General features: G+C 45.6%; 12 protein-coding genes. 2 read left to right on the forward strand and 10 right to left on the reverse strand.

Features of this window, described 5'->3' with window-relative positions:
- Window positions 1-62: 62 nt before the first annotated feature.
- The 3 genes from R2J37_RS12155 to clpB form a co-directional block, all read right to left on the reverse strand.
- Window positions 63-938 carry a YitT family protein gene (locus R2J37_RS12155; protein ID WP_230107593.1) on the reverse strand — a complete coding sequence of 292 codons (876 nt, stop codon included), beginning with the start codon at window positions 936-938 and terminating at the stop codon, window positions 63-65.
- Window positions 919-2,214, reverse strand: a complete 1,296-nt coding sequence (locus R2J37_RS12160) for a DNA polymerase Y family protein (RefSeq protein WP_316265260.1) — start codon at window positions 2,212-2,214, stop codon at window positions 919-921. Before R2J37_RS12160 ends, R2J37_RS12155 begins: the two co-directional genes overlap by 20 nt.
- Window positions 2,215-2,360: 146 nt before the next feature.
- Window positions 2,361-4,964, reverse strand: a complete 2,604-nt coding sequence (gene clpB, locus R2J37_RS12165) for an ATP-dependent chaperone ClpB (RefSeq protein ID WP_316265262.1) — start codon at window positions 4,962-4,964, stop codon at window positions 2,361-2,363.
- Window positions 4,965-5,220: 256 nt separating this feature from the next.
- Here clpB and R2J37_RS12170 point away from each other — a divergent pair, with 256 nt between their 5' ends.
- Window positions 5,221-6,540, forward strand: coding sequence for an IS30 family transposase (locus tag R2J37_RS12170; RefSeq protein WP_316265264.1), 1,320 nt, complete (start codon window positions 5,221-5,223; stop codon window positions 6,538-6,540).
- A 654-nt stretch (window positions 6,541-7,194) separates the two neighbouring features.
- Here R2J37_RS12170 and R2J37_RS12175 read toward each other — a convergent pair.
- From R2J37_RS12175 to R2J37_RS12210, 7 genes are all read right to left on the reverse strand, one after another.
- A complete protein-coding gene (locus R2J37_RS12175; protein ID WP_316265265.1) occupies window positions 7,195-8,433 on the reverse strand; it encodes a tyrosine-type recombinase/integrase in 1,239 nt (412 codons plus the stop codon).
- Between the two features lie 81 nt (window positions 8,434-8,514).
- On the reverse strand, window positions 8,515-8,709 hold the full coding sequence (locus R2J37_RS12180; protein WP_009248769.1) for a DUF6462 family protein: 195 nt from the start codon (window positions 8,707-8,709) through the stop codon (window positions 8,515-8,517).
- Entirely contained in the window at window positions 8,710-9,564 is an 855-nt protein-coding gene (locus tag R2J37_RS12185) for an ATP-binding protein (RefSeq protein WP_316265266.1), read from the reverse strand. It abuts the gene before it with no gap.
- Complete coding sequence (locus tag R2J37_RS12190; RefSeq protein ID WP_316265268.1) at window positions 9,561-10,307, reverse strand: replication initiator protein A; 747 nt, start codon at window positions 10,305-10,307, stop codon at window positions 9,561-9,563. Before R2J37_RS12190 ends, R2J37_RS12185 begins: the two co-directional genes overlap by 4 nt.
- A complete protein-coding gene (locus R2J37_RS12195; RefSeq protein ID WP_416387403.1) occupies window positions 10,291-10,491 on the reverse strand; it encodes a hypothetical protein in 201 nt (66 codons plus the stop codon). The genes R2J37_RS12190 and R2J37_RS12195 overlap by 17 nt, the downstream gene beginning before the upstream one ends.
- 475 nt (window positions 10,492-10,966) lie before the next feature.
- Complete coding sequence (locus tag R2J37_RS12205) at window positions 10,967-11,248, reverse strand: plasmid mobilization protein (RefSeq protein WP_316265272.1); 282 nt, start codon at window positions 11,246-11,248, stop codon at window positions 10,967-10,969.
- 657 nt (window positions 11,249-11,905) lie between these two features.
- Window positions 11,906-12,259 (reverse strand): hypothetical protein, encoded by a 354-nt coding sequence (locus tag R2J37_RS12210; protein WP_316265274.1) that lies wholly within the window; start codon window positions 12,257-12,259, stop codon window positions 11,906-11,908.
- A 137-nt stretch (window positions 12,260-12,396) separates the two neighbouring features.
- Here R2J37_RS12210 and R2J37_RS15235 point away from each other — a divergent pair, with 137 nt between their 5' ends.
- Window positions 12,397-12,567, forward strand: coding sequence for a helix-turn-helix domain-containing protein (locus tag R2J37_RS15235; protein WP_316267042.1), 171 nt, complete (start codon window positions 12,397-12,399; stop codon window positions 12,565-12,567).
- Window positions 12,568-12,768: the final 201 nt, after the last annotated feature.

Genomic DNA, 12,768 nt, shown 5'->3' on the forward strand with positions numbered 1-12,768 from the left:
TTCCTCCTTAAACAAACCAAACACTTCTTTTTATTCTAACACATATCGCTGTATATGAAAACCTAGGGCTGCTGTTCATTTTCTTTAAATCCTTCTCCCACTACTTCATTGGATTCCATAATAATGGTAAACGCCTCCGGATCCACCTGGCCGACGATCCGCTTAATGGTATACATTTCCTTGTTGTTGCAGGCGCACATGACAACATCCTTTTCCCTGCTGGAATAACTTCCTGTTCCTTTTAGAATAGTAGATCCTCTGCCGGAATACTGATCGATCTTCTGAGCAACCTCTCTTCCTTTTTCTGTGACGATCAGAGTCATTTTTCCCTCATCAATTCCATACATAATGCGGTCCATCACACTTGCCATCAGGTAGGTCACGATCACACCGTAAATAAATCCATCCACTTCTTTAAACACGATCAGGCTTCCCAGAAGAATGGTGATCATATCCAAAACAAAGGTAATAATACCCAAGGTCATGTGGGGACGCGCTTTGCGGATAGCCACAGTGATAAAGTCCTGCCCTCCCGTGGAAGATCCCCGCATAAAGATCAGAGCATAGCCGATGCCGGTCAGAACGCCCATACAAAGTGCCGCCAGAAGCCTGCTGCCTTCATAGACCGGAAGAAGCGGCGCCACATAGTCCATAAGCAGCGAAGAAATGATCATCGATTTGGCTGATTTCAGGAAAAAGATACGCCCCAGATATTTGTAACAGAAAATAGCTACCGGGACATTCAGAAGGATCGTTCCGGCTCCTACAGGAATCCCGAAAACATGATACAAAATGATCGCCACTCCGGAAAATCCCGCCACCGGAAAGTTGGCATTGAGGGCAAAATTGTAAATTCCTATGGCAAGAGCCATTCCTGCCGCCAGGTCAACCAGTATATCCGTGCCGATTTCTTTCCATTTAATCTTCTCTGTCTTCATGCTCTCCATTTCTTTTTCCTTCCCTGTTATTTTTTAGAAAACTGCCTCTTGTCACTGCATTTTCTCCATACTTTCCCCGGATCTCATCCAGGGCTTTGGCAAGTTTTTCCTGTTTTATGGACTGCAGCGCGGCGAAAGCATCCTTTTCCTTTTCTTTCTGCACTTTTTGCAGAGGTTTTTCCGGTATCTGAATATCAAAAATACTCAGCTGCTGCGGTTCATCCTCTCCCACAAGTTTGGAACTTCTTATTCCCAGCAGCCGGATGGGCTGACCGTTCCACAATTCATCAAAAAGCTGCACAGCCTCCTGGTAAATTTCCGTATCACTGCTGGTAACACGGAAAAGCTGCCTTTGATGGGAGCAGGTGGCAAATGTGGAATACTTGATCTCCACGCTTAACATTCCCGCCTTCTGTCCGGCTTTGCGAAGCCTTCCCCCTACACTTTCCGCAAGCTTCAGGAGCACCTGCTTCGCCTCCTCTCTGGTGACGGCATCTTTGGGAAGCGTCACGGAATTGCCGATCCCCTTTGCCTCAACCTTCTCTGATACCACAGGCGTGTCGTCCCGCCCATTGGCAAAATTCCACAGCATTCTCCCGTGGCTTTTCAGATGAAGCTCCAGGATCGCCGGATCAGCGCATGCCAGTTCCCCAATGGTATGGATACCAAGTTTTTTCAAAGTCTCCACGCTGGAACCTCCGGCCATGTATAGCTCTCTGACAGGCAAAGGCCACATTTTTACACGGATCTCTTCCGGGAACAGCGTATGCACCTTGCCCGGTTTTTCAAAATCTGACGCCATCTTTGCCAGAACTTTATTAGAAGAAATGCCGATGTTTACGGTAAATCCGAATTTCTTATATATTTTCTCTTTGATTTCCAGAGCTGCAGATACGGGAGAATAGAACTGATGGGCAATGCCTGTGTAGTCGAGGTAACATTCATCCACACTGACCTGTTCAATATCCGGCGTATAGGTATGAAGAAAATCCATCAGCTTTCTGCTGTAGGCCCGGTAAAGCTCATGATCCGGCGGCTCTATATGGATATCCGGGCATTTCCTTAAGGCGTTTGCCACAGGCTCACCGGTCCGGATCCCATATTTCTTGGCCGGAATCGATTTCGCCAGCACCACACCATGTCTGGATTCCTGATTCCCGCCGATAATAGCCGAAATGGTCCTGATATCTGTTTTCGCTCCATTCTTCAGCTGTTCCACTGCTGTCCAGCTAAGGTAGGCGGAATTTACATCAATATGGAAGATTGTCCGTGACATGCTCCTTCTCCTTTCTGCTAATACTGACCAAGAATATGTCTATTGTAACATATCAGCGCCGGTGTACAAGGGGTAACTACGCTGCTGACTGCGTAATCTTCCCTGCACACCGGCGCTGTTTTCTTCTGAAATCTTCCTAAGATTTTCTAAGAAACTATTTTTAAATTTTCTTTTACCATGGCTTTCAGCCTGCCTTCCGACTCATCAATCAGGATCGTATCACCGCTTCCTACATTTCCTTCCAGCATAAGCCTTGCAGCCGTTGTCTCTACATTTTTCTGAAGATATCTCTTCATAGGTCTTGCCCCGTACATCGGTTCATAACCCCCCTGAATGATGTGTTCCTTCGCCGCCTCTGTCAGCTCAATGCCGATTTCTCTGTCAGCCAGCCGCTTATTCAGGTCTGCTACCAGCAGATCTATGATCTGTCCGATATCTGTTCTCGTCAGCGGCTTAAACATGATCGTCTCATCCAGACGGTTCAAAAACTCCGGGCGGAAATGAGCACGAAGCTCATTCATGACTGCCTGCTGGCTTTCCTCTTTGATATTTCCCTGATCGTCAATGCCCTCCAGCAGATAGCCGGATCCGATGTTTGAAGTCATGATCAGGATCGTATTCTTAAAGTCAACGGTCCGTCCCTGGGAATCAGTGATCCGCCCGTCATCCAGTACCTGAAGAAGTACATTGAATACGTCAGGATGGGCCTTCTCGATCTCATCAAAGAGAACAACAGAATAAGGCTTTCTTCTTACCGCCTCTGTCAGCTGTCCTCCCTCGTCATATCCTACATATCCCGGAGGCGCTCCAATCAGTCTTGACACGGAATACTTCTCCATATACTCACTCATGTCAATACGGACCATATTGTTCTCATCGTCAAAAAGACTTTGTGCAAGAGCCTTGGCAAGCTCAGTTTTTCCTACACCGGTAGGACCCAGGAAAAGGAAGGAACCGATAGGCTTTGTCGGATCCTTGATCCCTGCTTTGGAACGGATAATTGCTTCTGTCACCAGTTCCACTCCTTCGTCCTGACCGATGACTCTTTTGTGAAGTTCATCCGCCAGATGGAGGGTCTTGCTCCGCTCGCTTTCATTCAGTTTTGCCACAGGGATTCCTGTCCATCTGGATACGATCTTGGCAATCTCATCTTCATTGACGCTCTCATGCACCAGATCCAGATCTTCCTCTTTAATCCTTGCTTCCTCTGCTTCCAGCTGTTTTTTCAAGCCCGGCAGCCTTCCGTACTGAAGTTCCGCTGCCTTTTCCAGATCATAGGACTGCTGTGCCTTCTGGATTTCTTTTCCGATCTGCTCGATCTCCTCGCGCAGCTTCTGTACCCGCTCCACGCTGCCTTTCTCATTGTCCCACTGTGCCTTGCGGGTCGCAAATTCTTCTCTTTGCTGGGCCAGTTCTTCCTGAATATGCTCCAGCCTTTCTTTGCTTAACCGGTCTTCCTCTTTTTTCAGAGCCGCCTCTTCTATCTCAAGCTGCATGATCTTTCTTTGAAGTTCATCCAGCTCTGCAGGCATGGAATCCAGTTCTGTCTTGATCATGGCACAGGCTTCATCTACCAGGTCAATGGCTTTATCCGGAAGGAAACGGTCGGAAATATAGCGGTTAGACAAGGTTGCTGCCGCCACAAGAGCTCCGTCCGCGATCTTCACTCCATGGAACACCTCGTACCGTTCCTTCAGTCCTCTTAAAATAGAAACGGTGTCTTCTACAGTAGGTTCATCCACCGTAACCGGCTGGAACCTTCTCTCCAATGCTGCATCCTTCTCAATGTACTGCCGGTATTCATCCAGGGTAGTCGCTCCGATACAGTGCAGCTCGCCCCGTGCCAACATGGGCTTCAGCATATTTCCGGCATCCATGGCTCCGTCTGTTTTTCCTGCTCCCACAATGGTATGAAGCTCATCAATAAACAGAATGATCTTTCCGTCACTGTTCTTCACCTCTTCCAGCACAGCTTTCAGACGTTCCTCAAATTCCCCCCTGTACTTTGCACCCGCTACGAGAGCGCCCATGTCAAGGGAAAATATCGTCTTGTCTTTCAACGTCTCCGGCACATCTCCGCGGACGATCCTCTGTGCCAGGCCTTCCACTACCGCAGTCTTACCGACGCCGGGTTCTCCGATCAGCACCGGATTATTTTTGGTTTTTCGGGAAAGGATACGGATCACATTTCGTATTTCACTGTCACGGCCGATCACCGGATCCAGCTTCTGATCCCTGGCTCTCTCCACAAGATCTGTCCCGTATTTTGTCAGAGTATCATACGTTGCCTCCGGATTGTCGCTGGTGACTTTCTGATTGCCTCTCACGGTAGAAAGGGCCTGCAGGAAACCTTCCTTTGAAATTCCCATCTCACGAAACAGTTCCTTCATCTCCCGGCTGGGGTATTTCAAAAGAGCAAGAAACAGATGTTCCACAGAGACGTACTCATCACCCATCTGTTTCATCTCGTCCTCCGCGTGAATCAGAACCTTATTCAGATCCTGTCCCACAAAGGCCTGCCCGCCCTGGACTTTAGGACGCTTTGCAACTGCCTGCTCCGCCCGATTGGCAACATAGTTTTTGTCAAGTCCCATCTTTTCCATCATTTTCAGTATGAGACCATCTTCCTGTGTCAGAAGCGCATAGAAAAGATGCTCCTGACAAATTTCCTGATTTCCATACTCCATGGCGATCTTTTCGCAGTCCTGAACGGCCTGCAAGGACTTTTGTGTAAATCTATTGATATTCATAAATAAAACTCCCTCCTAACTGCTATTGAAAGGGCGCCTATTGGCACCCTGGTTTTCTTGTTCTATCAGAACTATAACACAGTTTTATTAGCACTGTCAAGAGGTGAGTGCTAATTCATTTAAATTGCCTTAAAGTCTGTTAATTGAAAAAGTTATTTCTGATTTTTTTCCTTTTTTGCTTCTCTATAAATCAGGGGTGGATTTTACCTTTGCAATCGTGTTATCCTGTACTCCCCGGAGCGGATTGGAGGTCATCATGGCAACTCATCATATTGGTAACTTTAAGCATCTTACTCTTTCTGATCGTGCAGAGATTGAAATCATGATCGAAAAAGGCTTCTCTTTTTCTCAAATGGCTAGGGCTCTTTCCAAAGACTCCTCTACCATCTCTAAAGAAATCCGGCGGCATCGTTTCCTTGTTCCACACTATCGGGACGAGAACAGCCGCAGACGCTCGGAATGCGCTCATTTTTCTTCCTGTACCAGGCAGCACCTGTGCGGACGCACTTCCTGTCTCTCCCTTTGCTCCAAATGCCGCAGCAAGCGCTGTTCTTTTTACTGTCCGGACTTTTCTCCCTTGATCTGTCCACGGCTCTTAAAGCCTCCTTACGTTTGCAACAGCTGTCCTAAACTGCGTACTTGTTCCCATGACTTCTATTTTTATCGGGCAAAATACGCAGAAGATTCCTATCAGGAGGTCAAATCTTCTTCCAGATCCGGGATCAATCAGTCTCCGGAATCCCTGGAAAAACTGGACAAGCTCATCTCTCCTCTTTTGAAGCAAGGGCAGCCTCTGTCCCATATTTATCTCACCCACAGGGAGGAGATCAACTGTTCCCAGCGGACTCTTTACAACTATATCGATCTCCGTTGTTTCTCTGCAGTAAATCTGGATCTCCCCAGAAAAGTTTCTTATAAACCCAGGAAAAAACGGCGGTCTGAACCAGAAATTCCCGGCTATCGTATGGGGCGCACATATCTGGACTTTGAGCAGTACATAGCCGCTCATCCAGACTGTTCCATTGTGGAAATGGATGTGGTGGAAGGCGCCGGCGGCAAAAGCTCTCCTGTCCTCCTTACTCTTTTCTTTCGCAGCTGTTCCTTTATGCTCCTTTTTCTCATGGAGAGCGACTGCAGAGCTTCTGTCAGGGATGTTTTTGACTTCCTATATGCCTCCCTGGGACCTGCCCGGTATTCTAGGCTTTTTTCCGTGATCCTGACGGATAATGGTTCCTCTTTTAAAGATCCTTCCGTCTTTGAACGAAATAATGGCCATGGTTCTCATACTCTCATTTTCTACTGTGACCCGATGGCTTCCTGGCAAAAGGGAAGGTTGGAAAAGAACCATGAATTTATCCGCTATGTTCTTCCCAAGGGAAAAACTTTCTCCGGGTTGACACAGGCACAGGCCACGCTCATAGCTAATCATATCAATAGTACGGCAAGAGCCAGTCTAAACGGCTGCACCCCGTTTGAACTGGCTCTTCTCCTATTGGACAGAAAACTGCTGGAGCTCTGCCATATGGCATGGATCCCGGCTGATCAGGTCACACTGAAACCTACGCTTTTAAAGTAAATTTTTTCAACAACCTAAAATACAGAAAGCTCCGGGCCAATGACAGGATTTCATACAAACCATACAGAAAAACCGGTGGAAGTTAGTTTTTCAAAAACACTTCCTGCGGTCTTTTTTGAATGTCATAAAATATACATCCAGCTGCTTTTCTCCTTTTCATTATAAAGAAAATGTCCCTTAAAATCTATGGAAATCCAGAAATAAGTTTTTCTAAAATCCTTTATTTATCGATAAGATCCGATGGTGGAAATTAGTTTTTCATTTAACCATTTTTTTGGAAAACCTCAAAAAAGCTTGATTTTACGGGCTTTTTCGGGCTTTCCAAATTTTCGATTTTTTCAAAAAATGGCTTACTACACCATTTTTACACCATTTCTACACCAATTTGCGCGAAAACTACGAGCCATGCAGGGACGAAATTGGATTGATTTTCGGGAGCTTGCTCACAGAAAATCATATACAATTTTGGACCTATAAGGCGACAGCCGCGACTGAGCGAACTTGTTCGCGAAGTGCATGGCGAGTAGTTCTGTAATCATTCTTAAGGAAATCTGAGTTAATTTACTACACCATCAAACGCAGAAAAATCCGATTTTTTTGTGATTTCCGCTCCAAGGCAGTCAAAAATCTCTGATTTGGAAACTGAAAATCCGGTCACATGATCTGAACCAGATCCATCTTTGCAATCTCTTTTTCGATCCTGGATCGGTCTGTGATGTGGTTATAAACTTCCATCGTGACACTGATGTTCGCATGTCCCATCACATACTGAACGACCTTCATATCCAGATCTGTCTCTGCCATTCTAGTACAGGCTGTATGTCTGAGAATGTGGGCGGAAATATGAGGCAGCTCTTCCGGCTTTCTCCTCTCCCGCTTTGCCCGCTCATTTTCTTCCTCGTTATACGCCTTCACAATATCCTGGAGAATAAAGTTCACAGTAGTCGGCATCATAGGACGTCCGCTCCTGCTCATGAATACGAAATTCGAAAGCCCTTCAATCTTCACATCCCTGGGAATCCCCATCTGAAAATTCAGCCGTCTCTGGGTCTCAAAGGCTTTTGCCACCATTTTACTCATTGGAATCTCCCGGATCCCGGCTTCTGTCTTCGGCATGGTCACATGAAAATCACACCCGTCACCATAGTTCTTGTAGATCAGCTGATGATTCACGTATACAGTCCGGGTCTTCAGATCTACGTCATTCCAGGTGAGCCCAATCAGTTCTCCACAGCGGAGTCCCGTTCCAATCATCACCTGCAGAAGTGACAGATAGATATGGAATACCTCGCTGTTCTTTACATAATTCAGCAGATTTTTCTGCTGTTCAAAGGACAGGGCGGTGCGTTTCTTTTCCGGTTCCCCATAGTCTCCCAGCGTTCTCTTGGCCGGATTCTTCCGGATGATATCATCATCTACAGCCACCTCAAAGCTCGGTAAGATCATATTATGGAGAAACTTGATGGTACTGTGGGAATATTTCTGTTTGCTCAGCCGGGAATAAAACAGGCGTACATGAGATGGTCTTACCTGTACCACTTTCATCTGTCCGAGTTCATTCCTCACAAGACTGTTCCACATCCTTCTATAATTGGCCTGTGTACTCTCCGCCAGCTTTCTGGTATCCATGTGGATCTCAAACAGGTCATTGAGAGTCATGTTCTTGCATTGGGTATCAGTCATAATCCCTTCGCTCTGGTCTTTCTCAATCTCTTTTTCTTTTTTCCTGAGTTCAGCCAGATCCGGAGAATAAACGGCCAGGCGTCTGCCGGTCCGTTCATCTTTGTACCGGTACATATAGAGTCCATCCTTGCGCTGGGATTCCCCGGTCCTCAGATTTCTTCCTCTATTGTCTTTTCTTGCCACAAAACCATTCCTTTCTCTAATTTCCACACCTCCCTGTTGTGGGGAATGGTCTTGTCCTGTCTATGAAAAGTATAGCACAAAACCACCCCCACGCACATCCGTGTTCCTCTATTCCGCTATTGCTTCCAAGTATTTCTCCACCTTCTGTACGGAGTACAATACCCGGCGGCCGATGGTGATCCGGGCTCCCGCATCTTCCGCAATCTTCCTTGCAGTCATCTGTCCGCAAGAAAGCATAGCAGCCAGACCTTCAATATCCACTGCCAGACGGCAGCTGCTCTCTCTTTCTTTTGTCTGTCTCATTTACCTCATCTCCTCCTTTACTCTTTTCTGCATCCGTCCCAGCTTTTCCTGAACTGTACGCTTCCGGAAACTCTCCCCTTTAAACTGAACCGGCACGCACATCTCCAGCAGCCGGTCATAAATTCTGGCATGCGCTGTATCCTGCGGATTCTTTAACTCCTGCAGTGTCAGATTGGTCGTTGCGATCAGGGGTTTCCCACTCCGATATCTGCCGTCAATCACCGCATAGATCTGTTCCAGTCCGTACTCTGTTCCCCGCTCCATTCCAAAATCATCCAGAATCAGCAGCGGAACTCTGCACAGATTATTTATGTATGTGTTCTTCGCTGAAAAATTAGCAGACAGATCATTCAGCACTTCCGCAAAATTGTTCATACGCACTTCTATCTCCTGTTCCAACAATGCATTGGCAATACAGCCCGCCAGAAAACTTTTTCCGGTTCCCACTGCTCCCCAGAAGAGGCAGCCTGTATTCTCCGCCTTCATTGTTTCCCAGTCTTTCACATACAGCTTTGCAAGCACGGTATTTTCGGAAAGCCCTTTATCATTCTCAAATGTCCATTCCTGCATGGATTTATTCGAAAAACAATGTTCCTTCAATTCTCTGACTACAGCTTCATGACGCTGTTGTTCCCGGTACTGTTCCTCTTCTTTTCTCTTTTGCCTCCGGCACTCACATTCACGCGGATGTTTTTTTATTCCCAAAACTCCGACTTTCTCCTGATCGAAATAAGCCTCCTTCGGTTCATGGCATTGTCCACAATACAGGAGCCCGTCTTCTCCGATGTAATCCTCCCTGGTTCTTTCTCCCGGCTGCATCATGTTCTTTACTGTTTCTTCTACCACCTTGTTCATAGACTTTCCTCCTCACTGCAGGTATAATCCGGAATGTTTTTTACCGGGGCTGACCGTTCTGCCCATCTTCTCAAGGTAACAGCATGATCAGCATATTGCTTTCCACTGGAACGCATATAACTGGACAGCTCCTCGATCAGCCTGTCTATTTCCCGGATCTCCTGTTTCAATTCTCCATATTCTGTTTCGGAGAGAAACACGTTGTGATATTCGCCATAGGCAGAGCGCGCTTCTCTCTCTTTATTTGTTTGACTATATATCAAGTAACTATTATTTAAGTAATTAGGGGATACTTTTCTATCCATCACAGGGACAGGTTTCTTTCCCTCATAAGTATCATTTTCTTTCCCTTTGAGGGACACTTTTCTTTCCTTCACAGGGAAACTTTTCTTTCCCTCTGCCGGGATTCTGACATACAGCAGATTCGGTTTTGAAAATCCCTGCTTTTTTCTTACCAGAAGTCCGGCTTCTTCCAGTTCATTCAATGCCTTTTTTACAGTCATGTGACTCTTTCTAAGATCGTCAGCCAGATAAACAATGGGATAAACCACAAAAATGTGTTCCTCCTCATCCTTCCACCCTGTTTTCCTGGAAAGACTGGCCCGATCCAGCAACAGAGCATACAGGACCTTGGCTGTCTGAGTCAGATCCATCCCCAGCAGAAACCGTGGGTAAGGAAGATACACCGGAATCTGGGTCTGATCCGTCATGTATACCATCTGATCTTTATTCTTCACATCCATCCTTTTGTTTCTGTCTGATCTTCCGCCGACGGCCTCGCTTGGATTCATAACAGGGGCAACAGACAATCACAGTCCGGAAACTCTGCTTGCAGTCTCCAACACATTTCCGGCAGATGTCATTGTGGGCGATGCGCCCTCTTTCATTGAGAAAAAAGGCCAGTTCCTGTTTTCTTTTCTTGCTCATTCTCGGCACAGACATTCCTCCTTTCTGCTATCCTGCCAGTGCCCGGTACAGGACAGCGAAATATGGTCACGTTTCGGTATCATTTTTTGCATTTTTTGCCCTTTACACCAGGCTTTTTTGACCTCAAATATATTTGCCTGGGGTTTATCCTGTCTGACGGCAGAAAACGCTGTTTGGTCGTGCTTCGGTATCGTTTTGGAACAATTCATCTGGACTACTTTACCTGCGACGATAATCCCGTTCAAAATCCCCTGCCATCTTCAGCACTTCTTCCCTGAGTGCGAACAATTCCGCAATGCAGTGACGGATTTCATCCTCCATAGCCAGCGAACGTTCCCCGCCCGAAAACGGGATGTTCGCAATCCGCTTTGCTCCTTGCTCATAACCTCATAGCTGTTAACACAGCTTTTCCGTGTTCGCTAATGCGTCCACGGAAACAAGGAAGTCTGCTTTACTCAATTCAAAAGTGTTTAAATTACGAGACTTCCTTTATGAGGTTAAAGTACCGTGCGATCTGATTCAAGTTCACACCGATCTTTCCATATGCCCCTACCAGACTTCGCAGTTCTTCCATATCGGCGACCACTTCTACTCGATGCACGATCTCCTTTTCCACCAAAAGTTTCCGCAGGCATTCGGATCTGGACACCCCCAGGATCTCCGCCTTCCTGTCCAGAAGTTCCAGCTCAATATCGGAAAGCCGGACTCCGACAAAACACGGATGGTTCAGTTCCTGTTCCATTCTCCTTTTTCTCATGACTTCATCTCCTTTCTTTCAGTTACTTCAGTAACACCACAAAGGGGAGAGCCGGCAGTCCTGCCGGAATCTACCTTTTGTGCTGCGTCCCACTTTCCAGTGGACGCCAATATCTGCCAGATTGGCAGATCATCGAGGGTATGGGGAATCGAAATCCCAGGCAAGAGCCCTACACAGGAAAACACGATAGTGTATTACGGGGTGGATCTTGCTCTGGAAAAATCCCCATCAAGAGCTCAACCTGTAAGTTAGAGGATTGCCAGGAATGGCATAACCGCTTAACACGGGTGGATCTTGCTCTATAATATTTTCCCCCTCACTTAACGTAACCGGGAGCGGCTATTATACAGGGTCAAAAAGAAATAAATTTTATTCTTATCAACCAGATCCACTCTTATCTTTTTTATTCTTTAAAAATCCCCTCACTTAACCCAATCGTCAGAGGCAGAAATACAAGGAGATTCGAAAAATCTTTTAATTTTCTGCTTCAAAAAAGATTTCCCCTCACTTATAGAAAGGAAATTCGTGAATTATACAGTGTGTGGAGACAAAGTTTTAATAAAGTGCATAAAAAAACATCCCGTCTTTTTTGACCGGATGCCAGATTTTAATTCATAGATTTCTGTTATAAAAAATAGCCACCAGATTTTCCAGCAGCTATTCGCATGTTAAATCATCACCATATTCATTTTTTATTCTTTCGCACAATCGATCCCAGCTTTCTTCTTCCTCCTCTGGAGTTCTTTCCGGCAATACCACATCCTTTATATCTTCATCGATAGCTTTTACGTATTTATCCATTAAATCCGGATACTCATCCAACAACCTTTCGAACAGTTTATAAAGTCCCCATTCCGTACACTTAGCCAGACATGAAGAAAAAAGTTCCATTGTCATTGGCTTTTGCTTATCGATTGCCGCCAGCTCATCTTCGGAAAACTTGAATGTTGTAATAAGAAATTCCTCAAAATTATGTTTTTCTTTGTTGAATAGCTCATCATATTTTTTCATCCCAGCTCTCCCTCCATATACCTTTATTATAGATACATTTTTCAGTATAGTAAACCATTATTTTTGCCATGATAATGATTATATTACAAACTGGGAAGTGAGCAGAAATGATAAACTATTCTCCATTATGGGAAACCATGCGCCAACGGGATGTCTCCACCTATACACTGATTCATAAGTATGGTATCAATCCCCGGACGATCAATAATTTAAAACATAATAAGTCCATTACTATGTTTACACTGGAAAGGCTTTGTGAGATTTTGAATTGCGAACCGAATGATATAATAAGATTTGAAAAGAAATAAAGCTACTGGAAAATTACGCTCCAATAGCTTTTCATAATATAATCCAGACTCTTCTTTTTCTATTTCTTAATTTATATTTTTGCCGTACTGGATATCTGCATAAAAACTATGTCCTAACTGGATACCAGACATCCTGTTCCATACTGATGGATATGAGACCATGTTTTACAAGAAAGACAGACATGAAAATAGCAGCTCCCG

The sequence above is a fragment of the Claveliimonas bilis genome (assembly GCF_030296775.1).
GTDB classification, from domain to species: domain Bacteria; phylum Bacillota; class Clostridia; order Lachnospirales; family Lachnospiraceae; genus Claveliimonas; species Claveliimonas bilis.